Annotated in this window: 15 protein-coding genes; 8 read left to right on the top strand and 7 right to left on the bottom strand. The window is 77.3% G+C overall.

Annotated features, from left to right (window positions below; genetic code table 11):
• Positions 1-44: 44 nt before the first annotated feature.
• Together ACI781_RS01665 and ACI781_RS01660 are read left to right on the top strand one after the other, a co-directional pair.
• Positions 45-1,016, top strand: coding sequence for a hypothetical protein (locus ACI781_RS01665; RefSeq protein WP_456564336.1), 972 nt, complete (start codon positions 45-47; stop codon positions 1,014-1,016).
• 34 nt (positions 1,017-1,050) lie between these two features.
• Positions 1,051-1,365, top strand: a complete 315-nt coding sequence (locus ACI781_RS01660; protein WP_456564335.1) for a GNAT family N-acetyltransferase — start codon at positions 1,051-1,053, stop codon at positions 1,363-1,365.
• Between the two features lie 16 nt (positions 1,366-1,381).
• Here the strand turns inward: ACI781_RS01660 and ACI781_RS01655 are convergent, their stop codons facing one another.
• Positions 1,382-3,154 (bottom strand): helicase-related protein, encoded by a 1,773-nt coding sequence (locus tag ACI781_RS01655; protein WP_456564334.1) that lies wholly within the window; start codon positions 3,152-3,154, stop codon positions 1,382-1,384.
• 351 nt (positions 3,155-3,505) lie between these two features.
• Between ACI781_RS01655 and ACI781_RS01650 the strand changes: the two genes are divergently transcribed.
• Positions 3,506-4,318: a sulfite exporter TauE/SafE family protein gene (locus ACI781_RS01650; protein ID WP_456564333.1), complete on the top strand. Its 813-nt coding sequence runs from the start codon at positions 3,506-3,508 to the stop codon at positions 4,316-4,318.
• A 9-nt stretch (positions 4,319-4,327) separates the two neighbouring features.
• On the opposite strand, the gene ACI781_RS01645 is transcribed toward ACI781_RS01650, so the two are convergent.
• Positions 4,328-5,122, bottom strand: a complete 795-nt coding sequence (locus ACI781_RS01645; protein WP_456564332.1) for a glycoside hydrolase family 16 protein — start codon at positions 5,120-5,122, stop codon at positions 4,328-4,330.
• Positions 5,123-5,247: 125 nt separating this feature from the next.
• On the opposite strand from ACI781_RS01645, the gene ACI781_RS01640 reads away from it, so the two are divergent.
• Together ACI781_RS01640 and ACI781_RS01635 are read left to right on the top strand one after the other, a co-directional pair.
• Positions 5,248-6,018, top strand: coding sequence for a crotonase/enoyl-CoA hydratase family protein (locus ACI781_RS01640; RefSeq protein ID WP_456564331.1), 771 nt, complete (start codon positions 5,248-5,250; stop codon positions 6,016-6,018).
• Complete coding sequence (locus ACI781_RS01635) at positions 6,015-6,956, top strand: NAD(P)-dependent oxidoreductase (protein ID WP_456564330.1); 942 nt, start codon at positions 6,015-6,017, stop codon at positions 6,954-6,956. Before ACI781_RS01640 ends, ACI781_RS01635 begins: the two co-directional genes overlap by 4 nt.
• A gap of 51 nt (positions 6,957-7,007) precedes the next feature.
• Here ACI781_RS01635 and ACI781_RS01630 read toward each other — a convergent pair whose 3' ends face one another.
• Both ACI781_RS01630 and ACI781_RS01625 read right to left on the bottom strand, forming a co-directional pair.
• Positions 7,008-7,409: a WhiB family transcriptional regulator gene (locus ACI781_RS01630; RefSeq protein WP_456564329.1), complete on the bottom strand. Its 402-nt coding sequence runs from the start codon at positions 7,407-7,409 to the stop codon at positions 7,008-7,010.
• 187 nt (positions 7,410-7,596) lie between these two features.
• Positions 7,597-8,652, bottom strand: coding sequence for a porin PorA family protein (locus ACI781_RS01625; protein ID WP_456564328.1), 1,056 nt, complete (start codon positions 8,650-8,652; stop codon positions 7,597-7,599).
• 145 nt (positions 8,653-8,797) lie between these two features.
• On the opposite strand from ACI781_RS01625, the gene ACI781_RS01620 reads away from it, so the two are divergent.
• Entirely contained in the window at positions 8,798-9,613 is an 816-nt protein-coding gene (locus tag ACI781_RS01620) for an alpha/beta fold hydrolase (protein ID WP_456564327.1), read from the top strand.
• Between the two features lie 356 nt (positions 9,614-9,969).
• Positions 9,970-12,132: a DEAD/DEAH box helicase gene (locus tag ACI781_RS01615; protein WP_456564326.1), complete on the top strand. Its 2,163-nt coding sequence runs from the start codon at positions 9,970-9,972 to the stop codon at positions 12,130-12,132.
• 4 nt (positions 12,133-12,136) lie between these two features.
• Here ACI781_RS01615 and ACI781_RS01610 read toward each other — a convergent pair whose 3' ends face one another.
• The 3 genes from ACI781_RS01610 to ACI781_RS01600 all read right to left on the bottom strand — a co-directional run bounded on the left by ACI781_RS01610 (position 12,137) and on the right by ACI781_RS01600 (position 15,556).
• Entirely contained in the window at positions 12,137-12,958 is an 822-nt protein-coding gene (locus ACI781_RS01610) for an alpha/beta fold hydrolase (protein ID WP_456564325.1), read from the bottom strand.
• A 52-nt stretch (positions 12,959-13,010) separates the two neighbouring features.
• Entirely contained in the window at positions 13,011-14,540 is a 1,530-nt protein-coding gene (locus ACI781_RS01605) for a flavin-containing monooxygenase (RefSeq protein ID WP_456564324.1), read from the bottom strand.
• A 122-nt stretch (positions 14,541-14,662) separates the two neighbouring features.
• Complete coding sequence (locus tag ACI781_RS01600; RefSeq protein ID WP_456564323.1) at positions 14,663-15,556, bottom strand: CPBP family intramembrane glutamic endopeptidase; 894 nt, start codon at positions 15,554-15,556, stop codon at positions 14,663-14,665.
• A gap of 244 nt (positions 15,557-15,800) precedes the next feature.
• Between ACI781_RS01600 and ACI781_RS01595 the strand changes: the two genes are divergently transcribed.
• Positions 15,801-17,006: a globin domain-containing protein gene (locus tag ACI781_RS01595; protein ID WP_456564322.1), complete on the top strand. Its 1,206-nt coding sequence runs from the start codon at positions 15,801-15,803 to the stop codon at positions 17,004-17,006.
• The last annotated feature ends 169 nt before the right edge of the window (positions 17,007-17,175 follow it).

The following is a 17,175-nucleotide window of genomic DNA, read 5'->3' as shown; positions in this document are numbered from 1 at the left end:
CATCCGCAGCTCGCCGCTGCCCGCGCACCCCCGGAGCCCTCCCCGTGTCCCACCCTGCCCAGCCCAGCACCGCCCCCGCCGCCGCCTCCACCGAGGACGCGGTCACCGAGACCGCCGCCGTCCCGACGGAGGTGCTGCCGGCCGCTCCCGACCGCGCGGCCCGCCGCGCGTCGGCCCGCCGCCGCTCCCGCGCCGTCGTCGGCCGCCGACCGGGGGTCTACCTCGGGGTGGCCGCGGCCGGGGCCGTCCTGGTCAACGTCCTGATCGGCGTGGACCCGGCGGCGCACGCCGAGGCCGACGCCGACGTCAGCGGCTCGGTCAGCGTCGCCCAGGCCCTCGGCCTCACCGCGCACAGCACGCCCGCCGCCGCCGAGCCGGACCTGCAGCCGCTGTCGGAGCTGGCCGCCAGCCGCGGCACCCGCGAGGCCGAGGCGGTCGCCGCCGCGCAGGCCCAGGCCGCCGCCGACCAGGCGGTCCTCGACCAGCAGCGGGCCGCCGCCGAGGCCGCGGCGGCCGCCGCGGCCGCCCAGGCGCAGGCCGAGGCCGAGGCGGCCGCCGCCCGCGCCGCCGAGGCCGCGGCGGCGCAGTCCCGCGGGACCGCCGGCGGCAGCGGCGGGGGGTCGGCGGCCGTGGCGGCCAGCACCGCCGCCACCGCGGTGGCGCGCATCAACAACACGGCCGGCCCGGTGTCCTCGCGGGTGCAGGCTGCCGCGGACGTCGTCGTCAGCAACGTGCCGGGCGCCGGCTCGATCACCCTCGGCGGGACCCGGCCGAGCGCGACCGACCCGCACGGGCACCCGTCGGGCAACGCGCTGGACTACATGGTCCTGACGAACGCGTCGCTGGGCGACGCGATCGTCGCGTACCACGTCGCGCACTGGGACGAGCTGGGCGTGGAGTACATCATCTGGGAGCAGCGGATCCTGCAGTCACCGGGCGGCTCGTGGTCGACGATGGAGGACCGCGGCGGCGCCACGGCCAACCACTACGACCACGTGCACGTGAACTACCGCTGACCCGGCGGGCGGCGGACGACGGAGAGGGCTCCCCGTGCAGGTGGACGTGACGGAGGCGCCGGACCGGCGCCGCTTCGAGGCGCGGGTCGACGGCGAGCTCGCGGCGATCGCGGAGTACATCCGGACGCCGGAGCTCGTCGTCCTCACCCACACCGAGGTGCTGCCCGGCTTCGCGGGGCGCGGCATCCCCTCGGAGCTCGTGCGCCGCGCCCTGGACTCGATCCGGGGCGAGCAGATGCGGGTGCTGCCGCTGTGCCCGTTCGTCGCCGCCTGGATGGGCCGGCACGCCGCGGAGTACGGCGACCTCGAGTACCGCTCCCGGACGACGATCACCCCCGACACGGCCTGACCGCCGGGCGCCGGGGTCAGCCCCGGCGCGACCGGCCCCGCGGCCCGCCCTGCCGCCCGCCGAGCGCCCGGCCGGCGGCCCGACCGGCGGCGCGGCGGCCCCCGGGACGGCGGTCGTCGTCGCCGCGGCCGGCGGGCGCGCTGCACGGCCGGCAGGTGGTGAACTGCGGGGCGACCGGGCGGCCGCAGTCGCGGCAGGCGGCCGCCCGCACCGAGGAGATCGCCCGCGGGAGCAGCAGCGAGATGCTCTCGGCGCACTCCTCCTCCACCCAGGCGGCGTCGTCGCTGTCGAGTCCGGCCACGCCGGGGAAGCGGCGGAGCAGCGTCTGGGCGTCCCGGGCGGCCGCGGCGGCCTGCTCGAAGTCCTCGACGGTGCCCCCGCGCGGGACGTCGGGCAGCACGGTCTCCGGCGGAACCGGCAGCCCGACGGCGTGCTCGAGCGCGGCGCGGGCCAGCGTGAGCCAGCGGGTGCGGCGCGGCGGGTCGTAGTCGATGGCGAGGCTGACCAGGCGCCACACCGTGTCCAGGTCGCCGGCCGCGCCCAGCGGGCCGCGCAGCAGCGGGAGCAGGGCCTGCACCCGCAGCACCAGGCTGCTGACGTCGTCGGCGGTCATCGCCTCGTCGCGGGTGGCCGCCCGCGCCCACGCCATCCAGCGGGTGAGCGCCTCGGGCAGGTCGGCGGGCTCGGACGCGCCGAGGTCGTCGAGCTCCGGGCGCAGGCGCGGCGCGCGCCGGGGAAGGTCGCTGGGAGCGTCCCCGCGGGCGACCGCGGCGCCCTCGGCCAGCAGCCGCTGGTCCGGGCGCAGCCCCACCACGCCGGTGAGCACGCCGACCTGGCCGTGGCCGGTCAGCCCGTACCGGCCGGCACGGCCGGCGATCTGCGCGGTCTCCCACGAGCGCAGCGGGCGCACCCGCTCGCCGTCGAACTTCGTCGTCTCGGCGAACAGCACCGTCGTCGCCGGCACGTTGATGCCGTGACCGATCACGTCGGTGGTCACCAGGACGTCGAACTCGCCGTCGGTGAACTGCTCGATGACCTCGCGGCGGGTGGCGGGGGGCAGCGCGCCGTAGAGGACGCCGACCCGGCCCGGCCGGTGCGCGTGCAGCGCGGCGGCGACGGCGTAGACGTTCTTGCGGCTGAAGGCGACCACGAGCGTCTGCGGCCGGACGGTCTCCGGGCGGACCGGGGCGCGCAGCACGTCCAGGCGGGACAGCCGCTTGTGGTTGACCACCGTGAGGTGCTCGGCGTCGGACACCAGCGGCCGCAGCAGCAGGTAGGCCTCGGCGGCGGAGATCAGGTGCATCTCCCGGTACTCGCCGGTGAGCAGCAGCCGCGCCCAGTGGTGGCCGCGCTCGGGGTCGGCCACCCAGTGCGACTCGTCGAGCACCAGCAGCTCGCCGCGCATGGGCGCCTTCTCCACCGTGCAGCACACGATCGGGGCGCCCGGGTCGATCTCCTCCTCGCCGGTGGACAGCCCGACCGTGCCCGGCGGCAGCCCGGCGGAGAGCTTGGCGTAGGCCTCGTGCGCCAGCTGGCGCAGCGGCGCGGCGTAGACGCCGGAGCCGCTGGCGGCCAGCGCCTGCAGCGACTCGTAGGTCTTGCCGGAGTTGGTGGGGCCGAGGTGGAACACGACCTCCTCGGGGCGCACCGACCGCACCGGCAGGCTCGGGGCGGCGCCCTCGACCCAGCTCTCCTGGGCCAGGCGCTCCTCCCGGGCGGCGGTGCGGGCGGGGGAGTCGCGCCGGGAGCGGTCGCGGCGTCGGGCGGTGGCGGACTGGGGTGAGCTCACGGGCGGGGCGGGTCCTTCGCAGGCGGGGACGTCGGGTGCACGGGGCGCGCGGGGGTCGACGCCCTGGGGTGGGCGGACCGCGCTGCGGCGCGGGGCCAGGTCGTCCGGGCCGGGGTGATCCGGGCCGGGCCCGTGCCGGTCCAGGGTACGGCCCGGGCGGGCGCGGCCCGGCGCGGGCGCGGGGCGACCACCCCGGGCCGCCCCGGGCGGGGCCTGCCGGGAGACTGGTCCGAGGAGGGTTCACCGCCCTCTCGCGGGGTAGCACCGGGCCACCGGTCCCGGCGTGGCCGTCGATCCCCCGCGCCGGGGCCGTGTCGTGTCCGTGGGAGGGCAGCTGGTGAGAAGGCGCGGATGACCGACGTCCTGCTGCCCGACGGGCTCACGGGGACCACGCTCGCGCTGCTGCTGCTCGCCGCGCTCGCGGCCGGATGGATCGACGCCGTCGTGGGCGGCGGCGGCCTCCTCCAGCTGCCCGCGCTGCTGCTGGTGCCCGGGCTGAGCCCGGTGCAGGCGCTGGCCACCAACAAGCTGTCGTCGGTGTTCGGCACCACCACCAGCGCGGTCACCTACGCGCGCCGGGTGCACCCCGACCTGCGCACGGCGCTGCCCATGGCGGGGCTCGCGCTGGTCGCCAGCGCGGCCGGGGCCTCGGTGGCGGCGCTGCTGCCGGCCGCCGTCTTCAAGCCGGTGATCGTGGTGGCGCTGGTGGGCATCGGCCTGTTCACCGCGCTGCGCCCGGCGCTCGGCGAGGCGACGGCGCTGCGGTACGCCGGCCGCCGTCACCACGGCACCGCCGCCGGCATCGGCGCCGTCATCGGCTTCTACGACGGGGTCCTCGGGCCCGGCACGGGCTCGTTCCTGGTGTTCGCGATGGTGTCCCTGCTGGGCTACGACTTCCTCGCCGCCAGCGCCAAGGCCAAGATCGTCAACGTGGCCACGAACGTCGGGGCGCTGCTGGTGTTCGCCTCGCACGGGTCGGTCCTCTGGGGCCTGGGCCTGCTGATGGGGACGGCGAACGTGCTGGGCGGCTACCTCGGCTCGCGGACGGCGACCGCGCGCGGCAGCCGCTTCATCCGCGTCGCCTTCCTCGTCGTCGTCACCGCGCTGGTGGTGCGGGTGGGCGCCGACGTGTGGACCGAGAACCTGCGGCCGCTGCTCGACTGAGTGCCGGCGTCAACGGGCCGGCTCGCCGCGGATCCAGTCGACGACGAGCTCCGGCTCGGTGTACGGCTCCCCGGGCACCGCCCGCTCCGGGAAGTCGAAGACCGCGAGCATCGTCTGCATCGGGTAGTCGGGCGTGACGTGCACGGTGCGCACCACCTCGCCGTCGACCAGCACGTCGGCGCGGTCGGGGTGCCAGTCGAGGGCGTAGGTGTGGAACTGCGTGACGTCGATCTCCAGCCGCGGGGCCGCGAAGTCCTCGACCATGCGCGGGTCGCGGAAGGCGTGGGCGCCCATGCCGACGGCGGCGGTCGGGCGGCCCTCCGGCGTCCGGCCCAGCGCGTCGCCGAACACCTCCATGACGCACAGCTCCGCGCAGCGCTCGGGCCGGTCCTCCAGGCCGACGAGCCACCAGGCGGCCATCGACCGCGGCGTCAGCGTCGCCCGCGCCCGCATCTGGAGGCGCCCGTAGCGCGGCGTCCACCCCCAGTGCGCCGGCTGCTCCTCGCGGACGACCGCCCCCGGCCGGACGGGCTGCTGGCCGACGGTGCTGCCGACCGGCCCGGAGAAGACGCCGGACTGCACGCCCGACACCCGTAGCGGCGGGTGGTCGTCGGGGCACCACAGCGGGTGCTCCTCGGGGAGGTACAGCCGCAGGCCGGAGCCGGTGACCTCGTAGGCGGCGGCGGAGGCCGCCCGCGAGCTCCACTGCGGCAGGTAGTGCGGGACCCAGACGGCGGGATCGAGGTCGCTGCCGTCGAAGTCGTCGGCGAAGGGAGCGTCGGCGGGGGGCGGCGCGTCGGACACGGGGCTCCGTTCTGCGTCGGGGACGGTCCCGCCATCGTCGGGCACGCGCGGCGACGGCGCCGCGGATGCCCCACGATGGGCCCGCCGGGCGCGGCCGCGTCCCGGGTCGAGGAGGGAGGTCCCGCGTGGTGGACGACGACGTGGTGCTGGTGGAGCGCCGGGACGGCGTGCTGGTGGTGACGCTCAACCGGCCGGCGGCGAGGAACGCGCTCGACGCCCGGGTCGCCCGCGCGGTCGCCGCGGCCGCCGACGAGCTGGACGCCTCCGACGACCTGCGGGTGGGTGTGCTGACCGGCGCCGGGGGGACGTTCTCCTCCGGCATGGACCTCAAGGCGTTCCTGCGCGGCGAGAGCCCGACGATCGAGGGCCGGGGGCTGTGCGGCATCACGATCACCCCGCCCCGCAAGCCGCTGATCGGGGCGGCCGAGGGCTGGGCGCTGGCCGGCGGGTTCGAGCTGCTGCTGGCCTGCGACCTGGTCGTGGCGGCCGAGACCGCCCGCCTGGGCGTGCCGGAGGTGACCCGGGCGCTGGTCGCGGCCGGCGGGGCGGCCCTCGCGCTGCCGCGGCGCATCCCGCAGGCGCTGGCCATGGAGCTGCTGCTCACCGGGCAGCCGGTGACGGCGGCGCGGGCGGCGGAGATGGGGCTGGTCAACCGGGTGACCCCCGAGGGCGGCGCGCTGGCGGCGGCGCTGGAGCTGGCGGCGACGATCGCCGCCAACGGCCCGCTGGCGGTGGCGGCCACGAAGGCCGTCGCCCGCGGGGCGGCGGACTGGCGCTGGGACGAGGGCTGGGCGCGCCAGGCGGAGCTGACCCGCGGCGTCTTCGACAGCGAGGACGCCCGCGAGGGCTCGTCGGCCTTCGCCGAGAAGCGGCCGCCGGTGTGGCGGGGCCGGTGAAGCTCCTGCTGCCCGACTCGCTGCCGCTGGCCCCCGAGCTGCCGGCCGGGGTGACCGCGGTGACCTACCCGGTCGCCGCGCCGGTCCCCGCCGGGCACCGCGATGCCGAGGCCCTCGTGGTGTGGGGCAACCGGCCGGCGGACCTGGCCGCCGTGGCGGGGGAGATGCCGCGGCTGCGCTGGGTGCAGTCGCTGGCCGCCGGGCCGGACGCGGTGCTGGCGGCCGGCTTCCCGGCCGGCGTCGCCGTCACCTCGGGGGCGGGGCTGCACGACGCGCCGGTCACCGAGCACGCCGTGGCGCTGGTGCTCTCCCTGGTGCGCCGGCTGCCGGCCGCCGCGCGGGCGCAGGCGGCGCACCGGTGGGCGCGGGAGCTCGGTGGCCTCCAGCCGCTGCACCCCGAGGGCCCGGTGACCACGCTGCTGGGCGCGCGGGTGCTGGTGTGGGGCTTCGGGTCGATCGGCGCGACGCTCGCCCCGGTGCTGCGGGCGCTGGGCGCCTCGGTGCGCGGCGTGGCCCGGAGCGCGGGGGAGCGGGCGGGGTTCCCGGTGGTGGCCGAGGACGAGCTGGAGGCCGAGCTCGCGTGCACCGACGTCCTCGTCATGGTGCTGCCGGCCACCGGGGCGACCCGGCACGCGCTGGACGCCCGCCGGCTGGCCGCGTTGCCGGCGTCGGCGTACGTGGTGAACGTGGGCCGGGGGTCGACGGTCGACGAGGCGGCGCTGGTCGACGCGCTGGCCGCGGGGCGCCTGGCCGGGGCCGCGCTCGACGTGACGGAGACCGAGCCGCTGCCCCCGGGCTCCCCCCTGTGGGACGCGCCGGGGCTGCTGCTCACCCCGCACGCCGCCGGTGGCCGGCCGGTCGGCGCGGACGCGCTGGTCGCGGAGAACGTGGCGGCGCTGCTGGCCGGCCGCCCGCTGCGCAACCTCGTGGAGCGCTGACCCGGCGGGTCGGGCGGTGCGGGTCGGGCGCTGCGGGTCAGGCGGTGCGGATCAGGCGGTGAGGCCCTCACGGCGCTGCAGCCGCACCCGGCGGCGCTCGCGCTCGGACAGGCCGCCCCAGATGCCGAACCGCTCGTCGTTGGCGAGGGCGAACTCCAGGCACTCGGCCTTGACGGTGCAGCCGCTGCACACGCGCTTGGCCTCGCGGGTCGAGCCGCCCTTCTCGGGGAAGAACGCCTCGGGGTCGGTCTCGGCGCACAGGGCGTCCATCCGCCACGGCTCCTCGCCGGCGTCGGCGTCGGTCCAGGTGCTCGCGGGCAGCTCCCCGGTGAGGGAGAACGCGGCGCCCTGGGTGCGGGTGTCGAACTCCGGCGCGGTCCAGGCGGCCTCGGCCGGCGCGGCGCCCCAGCCGTCGGTGATGAGGCTCAGGTGGGCGCGGGAGAAGGAAGACACGGGGAGCTCCTCGGTCGGTCGTTGCGGCACCCCGGTCTGTGACGGAGGGGTACGCACTGGCTGCTGACCGCGACGTTACGTAACCGAGACCCGGCTCCACATCGCCACGAATCAACGAAACCGGCCCGTCCGGTTGTCGGATCCTGCACCTGGTCCCTCGCGTCGCCGACTCCCCGGCGCGGCGCGCTCAGGCCGCCCGCGCGAGCGCCTCCTCGCCACCGCGCGGCGGGGTGCCGCGGGGGCGGCGCGCGGCTCGGACGGCGAGCGCGACGGCGGCCAGCAGCAGCAGGACGCCGAGCACCAGCGCGACCAGCGGCAGGACCGTGCCGACCGTCGTCAGCGTGCTCGCGTCGTCGGCGACGTCGGCCCCCCGCTCGTCGATCGAGTCCTCGGTCGAGGAGAGGTCGATCGTGGCGAACGGGACGTCGACCGTGGTGAGACCGAGGTCGAGCGTGCCGGTGATCTCCTGCGTGCTGCCGCCGGCGACGGTGGCGCCCAGCTCCTGGTCGGCCGCCACCCGGGTCGTCGTCCGCGACGTCCAGGCGATCGGGATCTCGGCGGGCAGCGAGGGCAGCACCGCCGGCAGCGCGGCCAGCAGCTCGGGGTCGACGACGCCCGCCAGTCCGGGCGCCAGCGCCGCCAGGGTCTCCTTGGGCAGCGCGGCCGGCAGGCCCAGCGCCGCCGGGTCGGCGAGCTCGCCGTCGGCGACGGACGTGTACAGGTACACGTCCCGACCGCCGAGGGTGTCCTCGCCCTCGTAGGTCACCGGGGCGGCCTGCAGCGTCGCCTGGTCCCAGTAGACGTAGGCGTCGTCCTCGGTCGACGGGTCGACCGGCAGCGTGAAGACCAGACCCTCGGCCGCGGTCACGTCCTCGGCGCCGTCGGGCGCGGGGCCGCCCTCGGCGGTCTCGCGGTCCACCGCGAAGCGCACCTCGGTGACGGTGGGGTCGGCGTCCCCGACGCTGCGCTCGTCGGTGCGGGTGACGATCGCGGTGTCGTCGTCGCTGGACTCGGCCTGCACGCGGCGGGTCGCCTCGATCGGCACCCCCGACAGCAGGGCCTCGCCACCGGCGCCCGTGAGGACCCCCGGGTTCAGCCCGTCGTAGGTGCCCTCGAAGCGGAGCGTCACGTCGAGGTCGTCGGGGAGCTTCGTCGCCGACGGGACGACGACGAACCGGACGACCGCGGCGGCGGCGATCAGCAGCACGCCGACCAGGGCCAGCAGGAGGGCGGGACGGGTCACTCTCACGGCGAGGGCACTCCGGGTCTCGGGGGTCTCCGAACTCCCCGAGTGTGCGTCCTCACGTGCGGGTTCGCCGCCCGGAGCGGCCGGGCCCGGGCGCCGGCGCCGGGTGACAGCTCGCGGCGGACGTCCGTAGCGTGCGGGCGTGGACATCGATCACGTGGTGGTGGACGGCCGGCGGGTGGCCGCGGAGGTGCGCGGCTCGGGCCCGCTCGTCGTGTGCTCGCCCGGCATGGGCGACATGCGCGACGCGTACCGCCCGCTGGCCGACCACCTGGTCGGGCACGGGTTCCGCGTCGCCGTGCTCGACCTGCGCGGGCAGGGCGACAGCGACGCCGACTTCCCGCGGTACGGCGACGAGGCGATCGCCGACGACCTGCTGGCGGCGGTCGACGCCCTCGGCGACGGCGGGCCGGCATACCTGGCTGGCGCCTCGATGAGCGCTGCGGGCGCGGTGATCGCCGCCGGCCGCCGGCCCGAGGCGGTGACCGGCCTGCTGCTGTTCGGCCCGTTCCTGCGCAACCGTGGCGGCCGGGCCGCCCGGCTGGGCATGCGGGTGCTGCTCCGCCGGCCGTGGGGGCCGGCGGTCTGGCGCCGCTACGCGGCCACCCTGTGGCCGGGCCTGGGGGCCGGGGCCGCCCCGCGGGCGGCCGAGTCGGCACGGCAGCTGACCCGGCCGGGCCGGTGGGCGGCGTTCACCGCGGCCGCCCGCGCCGACCACGCCGTCGTCGCCCCGTGGATGCCGCGGGTCACCGCGCCCTCCCTGGTGGTCATGGGGGACGCCGACCCGGACTGGCCCGACCCGCGGGCTGAGGCCGACTGGATCGCCGGCCGGCTGGGCAGCGAGGTGCTGATGGTGCCCGGGGTGGGCCACGCGCCGATGCTCGAGGCCCCCGACGCGGTGAACCCCCGCGTCCTCGCCTTCCTGCGGCAGGCTGCGGGCGCCCCGCGCCGGGTCTGACCGGGGACGCCACGCCCGGTCCCTCCGGACGGGCGCGGCGCCGGCGCAGTACGATGGGCCGGTCCACACCGCGGGGTCGCCGTCGGGCGAGCTGTCCGGTCACCCGCCGGAGCGGGTCCCTCGCGGAGCGGGCCGTCCGCGGCCCGGCGGAACCGGGGCGGCATGCCGCGCCCCACCCCGCGTTGACACGAGCAGGGCACCGGCCGCGCGAGCGGCGTCCCGAGGCCCCGGCGCCGGTCCCCACGCCGGCCGGTCCGGCGCGCGGGCGGCGGGCCCGCCGCTCACCGGTCCCCGCACCCGCGGGCCGGTGCTGCACGCGCCGCGGCGACCACGCCGGGGCAGCAGAGGAGGAGCCCGTGGCCCGACCAGGCCAGCGCCACAGCGGCGCGCGCCGCACCGCCCGCACCCAGGGGCGCGGCCGGCAGCGCGGCGACGTCGTCTCCGAGCTGGCCCGGACCGTCCGCGAGGTCGAGACGGCCGCCCAGCGCGGCCGGGTCGACGCCGGGGTGCGGGCCACCTTCCAGGCCGTGGCGCTGCTGCTGCGCGAGGAGCGCGCCCGCGTCCGCACCGACGTGGAGCTGGGCGAGGGACGGCGCACCGAGCAGCTCAAGCGGCTGGACGGCGTCGCCGCGGTACTGGCCCGCACCGCCGTCCGCGACGCGGGGCTGCTGGCGCTGCTGGCCGAGGACGCCTCCGTCTCCGACGCCGCGCGGTCGCGCCGCCGGGAGTTCCTGCGGCAGATGGGCGTGGAGCCCGAGCCGGAGCCGGCGCCGCCCGCGGAGCCGGCGGTCGCCGCGGTCCCCGAGCGCCGCGTCGTCCCGCAGTCGGTGATCTCGCGGCAGCTGGCCAACCCCTTCCTGGCGCCGGACTTCTCCGCCGTCGCCCCCGCCCGGGCCCCGCGCCCGCGCCGGCTGGCCGGGTGGGAGCTCATCGGCCCGCTGCTGACCTCCTTCGAGCGCGCCGCCGGCGGGGCGCCCGCCTGCATGCCGCTGCCCTTCCCGACCGCGCGGTTCACCCCGCCCGGGCTGGAGCTCATGCCGCACCAGGGCCAGCTGGTGGCCGCCGCCGCGGAGGGCCACCGCACGTTCCTGCTGGCCGACGAGCCGGGCCTGGGCAAGACCGCCCAGGCGCTGCTGGCCGCCGAGGCCGCCGAGGCCTATCCGCTGCTGGTCGTCGTCCCCAACGTCGTGAAGACCAACTGGGCGCGCGAGGCCGCCCGCTGGACGCCGCACCGTCCGGCCACCGTGGTGCAGGGCGACGGCGGCAGCGTGGACGGCTTCGCCGACGTCGTCGTCGTCAACTACGAGGTGCTGGACCGCCACGTCGGCTGGCTGGGGGACTTCGGGTTCCGCGGCATGGTCGTGGACGAGGCGCACTTCATCAAGAACAAGAGCTCCCAGCGCTCTCAGCACGTGCTCGCGCTGTCCGAGCGGCTGCGGCTGCGCACCACCCGGCCGCTGCTCATGGCGCTGACCGGCACGCCGCTGATCAACGACATCGAGGACTTCCGGGCGATCTGGCAGTTCCTCGGCTGGATCGACGAGGACGGCCCGCGCGAGCTGCTGGTGGACGCGCTCGAGGACACCGGCCTCACCCCGGCCGACCCCGGCTTCTCCGCCGCCGCCCGCCAGTGCGTGATCGACCTGGGCATCGTGCGCCGCCGCAAGGTCGACGTCGCCGCGGACATCCCGGCGCGCCGCATCGCCGACCTCCCGGTCGACCTCGACGGGGCGGCCGGCCGCTCGATCCGCGCCGCGGAGCGCGAGCTGGTCCGCCGGATGGTCACCCAGTACGACACCGCGCACGCCGCCCGCCGCACCGGCGCGGTCGTGCACGAGGACGCCGACGGCGGCCCGGCCCTCGACCTGGACCTGGTGCGCCGCGTGGCGCGGTCCGAGCTCAAGGACGCCGCGACCAGCACCGGCGAGAACGTGTTCGGGATGATGCGCCGGATCGGCCGGGCCAAGGCCGAGCTGGCCGCGGACTACGCCGCCCAGCTGGCCCGCAGCGCCGGCAAGGTCGTGTTCTTCGCCAAGCACGTGGACGTCATGGACGCCGCCGAGGAGTCCTTCACCCGGCAGGGGATCCGGTTCTCCTCGATCCGGGGCGACCAGACGCCGTCGGCCCGCCAGCGCCACATCGACGCCTTCGTCACCGACCCCGGGGTCGCGGTGGCCGTCTGCTCGCTGACGGCGGCCGGCGTGGGCGTGAACCTGCAGGTGGCGTCCAACGTGGTGCTGGCCGAGCTGTCCTGGACCGACGCCGAGCAGACCCAGGCGATCGACCGCAGCCACCGCATCGGGCAGACCGAGCCGGTCACCGCGTGGCGGATCATCGCCGCGCAGACCCTCGACGCCCGGATCGCGGAGCTCATCGACAGCAAGGCGGGGCTGGCCGCCCGCGCCCTGGACGGCTCGGACGAGGAGGTGTCGTCCTCGACCGACGTGCAGCTGGAGGCGCTGGTCGCGCTGCTCACCGACGCCCTGGCGGAGCGGTCGCTCGGCGGCAGCGCGGCCTGAGCGCTCACCCCACCGGCGCGGCGCCCTGCCCGGCGAGGAAGCCGGTCACGATCCGCAGCAGGTCGTCCGGGCGCTCCAGGTGCAGGCAGTGGCTGGACCCCGGGCCGGTGACCAGCTCGTAGCGCGCGCCGGGGATCGCGTCCGCGACGGCCTTCGCCTGCCACGGCGGGGTGAGCAGGTCCTGCTCGCCGACGACGACCAGCGTGGGCGCGGTGATGCCGCCGAGCCGGTCGAGGCTGTCGTGGGCCAGGTCGGCGTCCCACTGCTCGACGGTGACCTGCATCTGCGCCTCGTCCTGCGGGAAGGCCGGCAGCATCGGCCCGAGCATCGCCTCGAACTGCGGGTCGTCCAGGGCCTGCGGGGAGAACGCCAGCCCGGCCGTCGCCAGCGCCGACTCCAGGTCGCGGTGGACGTAGGGGAGGCGCAGGGCGGCGAGCACCGACCGCTGGAAGCCGTCGCAGCGGCCCCAGGTGGCGTAGAGGACGGCCGAGGCGACCTGCTCGGGCCGGGCCAGCGCCATCTCCTGCGCGATCGCCGAGCCCAGGGACCAGCCCAGGACGTGCGCCCGCGGCACCTCGAGCGCGTCGAGCAGGGCCGACGCGTCCGCCGCCAGCGAGGCCACCGAGATCGCGCCCTCGCCCCGCTCGCTGCCGCCCAGGCCGCGGTTGTCGAACGCGATCACCCGGTGGTGCTCGGCCAGTCGCGGGACGACCTCGCCCCAGAGCGCGATCGAGCCGGAGGTCCCCATCACCAGCAGCAGCGGGTCGCCCTCGCCGCTGGTCTCGTACTCGAGCGTGACTCCGGTCGCGACGGCGGTCTGCGGCATGGGGACTCCTCACGGGGGTGGGGCCGGCGGTCGGGGCTCCCGCCGGGGCAGGTCAGCGGAAGACGAGCGTCCCGTCGTCCAGGTCGGCCTTTGGGAGCGTCTCCGCCTCGACGGCGTGCTCGTGCATGTGGGTCCAGGGGTCGCGGTCGCCCTGCCGGAAGAGCACGTGCTGGGAGCGCATCACGTAGCCGGCGTTGAAGTCCTCGGGGTCCGACCACGGGCGCAGCTGCATGCCGGCGTCCTCGGCGCGCAGTGTGGGCACGACCATCGTCGCGTCCTCGCGCTGCATCTTCTCCATCAGCCGCAGGACCAGGTCGCAGACGAGGTCCACCCGCAGCGTCCAGCTGTGCCGGAAGTAGCCGAACACGTAGGCCATGTTCGGGATGCCGTCGATCATCAGGCCGCGCCAGGTGACGTGGTCGGGGAAGTGCACCGCCTCGCCGTCGACGGTGAACGCGATGCCGCCGAGGACCGACAGGTCGAAGCCGGTGGCGGAGACGACGACGTCGGCCTCGAGCACCTCCCCGGAGCCGACCCGGATGCCGGTCTCGGTGAACGTCTCGATGGTGTCGGTGACGATCGAGGCCCGGCCCTCGCGCAGGGCGGCGAACAGGTCGCCCTCCGGCACGATCGCGATGCGCTGCTGCCACGGCCGGTAGCGGGGGGTCAGGTGCTTCTCGACGTCGAAGCCCTCGGGCAGCAGCGGCTTCATCGACTCCATGAGGAAGGCGTGCAGCTCGTCGGGGGCCTCGTGGGCCAGCCGGGCCAGCTCGCCGAACTCGGCGCTGTAGGCGCGGCGGAGGATCTCGTGCGTCCATTCCTCGGGGACGTCCAGCCGGCGCAGCGTCGTCGCGAGCTCGTTGGTCAGCGGCGGCGCGAGGAAGTACGACGGCGACCGCTGGAGCATGGTCACGTGCTCGGCCTCGGCGGCGATCGCGGGGATCAGCGTCGCGGCGGTGGAGCCCGAGCCGATGACGACGACGCGTCTGCCGGCCAGGTCGAGGTCCTCGGGCCACTGCTGCGGGTGCACGACCCGGCCGGTGTAGCGCTCCATCCCCGGCCACTGCGGGCGGTGCGGGCGGGTGTGGTCGTAGTAGCCCTGGCACATCCACAGGAAGTCCGTGGTGAGGGTGAGCTCCTCCCCGGTGTCCAGGCGGGTGACCCGCACGGTCCAGCGCCGGTCGGCCGTCGACCAGGAGGCCGACGTGACCTGGTGCCGGTAGCGGATGAGCGGTGCCAGGCCGTCCTCGGCGATGACCTCGTCCAGGTACTCGAGGATCGCCCCGCCGGCCGCGATGGACGGCCCGCGCCAGGGCTTGAAGCGGTAGCCGTAGGTGAACAGGTCGCTGTCGGAGCGCACCCCGGGGTAGCGGTGGGTCCACCATGTGCCGCCGTGGTGGTCCTGCGCGTCGAGGAGGACGACGGAGCGCTCGGGGAAGCGCTCCCGCAGGTGGTGCGCGGCGCCGATCCCCGAGACCCCGGCACCGACGACGAGGACGTCGACGTGCTCGGGCGGCGCCCCGGCCGTGTCGGGCGCGGCCGCGGGCTGCGTCGGGGCCGTGCGCTGCTCGGTCGCCGTCATGTGCGTCCCCCACCTCCGACTGTGGCCTGGGTCACCGACGCTACCGATCGTGGGGCGCTCCGCACAGCCCTCCGGGTGGTTCCGCGGGCAGCACGCGGCCACACCGGCGGCCGCGGTCGCCGTCAGCGCCCGCGGGGGGTCGCGGGCGGACGGTCGGCGGGCACCGGGCCGGCGGACCGCCCGGCGGCCAGCAGCCGGCGCAGGACGACCAGGCCCACGAGCGTCATGCCGGCCCCCATCGCGGTGGGCAGGGCGGCGGGCCCGAGGGGGGAGGTGGTGACGACGTCGAACCAGGCGTGGAAGACGGCGACCACCAGGAGGCTGCCGCGGCCCACCCGCAGCAGCCAGGCGAACACCCACGAGGCCACCCAGATGCTCGCGGCGAAGCCGACGAACCCGACGGCGGGCATCGCCCGGTAGCTCGGCGTGATGCCGAACAGCGGGAGGTGCCAGGCGGCCCAGACCACCGCGACGAGGTTGGCCGCCGGCACCGGCGCGCGCCGCCGCTCCAGGGTGGGCTGGAGGTACCCGCGCCAGCCGACCTCCTCGCCGAAGCCGAAGAACACCAGGTTCGCCAGCCAGAAGACGCCCGGCGGCAGGCCGGCGAACTCGTCCGAGCGGCCGAACGCCGACCAGTCCAGGTCGCCGGGGGAGCGGCCCTCCGCCAGCGCCGCCGGCACCGCGGCGGCCAGCAGCAGCAGCGGGGGCACGGCCAGCACGAACGCCCAGGCCCGCCGCCGCCCGCGCCAGGCGGTCGCCCGCCGGGCGAGGCCGGCCAGACCCGCCCGGCCGTCCGTCGCCGCGACCACCACGACCGCGGCGGCGGCCGGCCCCAGGCTGCCCAGCAGGTGCAGCGCCGGCCACGGGCCACCGGGCAGCCAGCCCTGGGTCTGCGCCAGCAGCGGCAGCCACGCGGTCCAGCTCAGCCCCAGCGCCAGCGCGACGAAGGCGGGCACGGGCCGCCGCGCGACGGCCGCGCGCAGGGACACCAGGACCGGGGGACGGGGCAGGGGCACGGCACCCAGCCGACCCCGGCGCCGCCGCGTCCGGGCAGGGGCGGAGGTCCTCCGGCGGAGGGACCAGGGCCCGTCCGCGCCCCGGTGACGGGCGGGGACGGGTGGTGCGGATGCGCCCCGGCCGGGACCTTGGTCCCGCGGACCGGAGCCGTCCGCCTACGGCCCGCAGTCGTCCGGGCGGGGAGGGTGAGGACCGGCGGCGCCGACCGGCCGGCCGCCCCCCGAAGCACAGGAGCCCGCACCGATGCTGTCCGAGCAGTCCACCGCCGTCGTCCGCGCCACCGCGGGGGTGGTGGCCGAGAACGCCGCGGCGATCACCGCCGTGTTCTACCCCCGGATGCTCGCCGAGCACCCCGAGCTGCGCCGCGTGTTCAACGCCGGCAACCAGGCCAACGGGGAGCAGAGCCGCGCGCTGGCCGCGTCCGTCGTCGCCTACGCCGTGCAGCTCATCGACCCGGACGCGCCGTCGTTCACCCCGGTGCTCGAGCGGATCGCGCACAAGCACGTCTCCCTGGGGATCCGGCCGGAGCAGTACACGATCGTCGGGCACCACCTGATCGCGGCTGTCGCCGAGGTGCTCGGCGACGCGGTCACCCCGGAGGTCGCGGCGGCCTGGGACGAGGTCTACTGGCTGTTCGCCGTCTCCCTCATCGCCGAGGAGGCGCGGCTCTACGAGCGCGGCGGGATCGACCCGGCGCACCCCTTCACGCCCTGGCGGGTGGCCGAGCGGGTGGAGGAGACCGCCGACGTCGTCTCCCTGCTGCTGGAGCCGGCCGACGGCCGCCCGCTGCCGGCCCACCTGCCCGGCCAGTACGTCACCGTGGCCGTCGACCTGCCCGACGGCGGCCGTCAGCCGCGCCAGTACACGGTGTCCGGCACCACGGACACCGGCCTGCGGATCACCGTGCGCCGCGTGGCCGCCGCCGAGGGCCGTCCCGCCGGCGTCGTCTCCACGCACCTGCACGACGCCGTGGGTGTCGGGGACGTGCTCGACGTCAGCGCCCCCGCCGGTGACCTCACCGTGCCGCCCGGCGACGGCCCGCTGCTGCTGGTCAGCGCCGGCATCGGCATCACCCCGGCGGTGGCCGTGCTGGAGGAGCTGGCCGCCGCCACCCCGGCGCGGCCGGTCGTCGTGGCCCACGCCGACCGCAGCCCGCAGGCCCACGCACTGCGCGCCGACGTCACCCGGCTCGGCGCCGCGCTGGCCGACTTCGCGGCGCTCACCTGGTACGAGGACGCCGCGGAGGGTGCCGGCGGCGTGCGGGCGGGCCGGATGGACCTGTCGGAGGTCCCGCTGCCCGAGGGCGTGCAGGTCCTGATGTGCGGCCCGCTGCCGTTCATGCGCGACGCCCGGGCGACGCTGATCCGCCGCGGTGTGCCGGCGACCGCGATCCGGTACGAGGTGTTCGGGCCCGACCTGTGGGCGCAGTCCCCGCCCGACGCCGCCTGATCCGCCGTCCCTCCCGGGCACCGGCCCCCGCAGCCACCGGCCGCGGGGGCCTCGCGGCGTCGGCGGGCGACCGTCGCGGCGGCGGTCCCGGCCGGACGGCCCGCACCCCTCGGGACCTCCGGCCCCGGCGCCGCCCGCCGCCGCGGTGCCAGCGTGTGGGGGAGGGTTC

This window comes from Blastococcus sp. SYSU D00695, from assembly GCF_054050555.1.
Note: the sequence above shows the minus strand (reverse complement) of the source record. Positions and strands in the feature narration are given on the sequence as shown.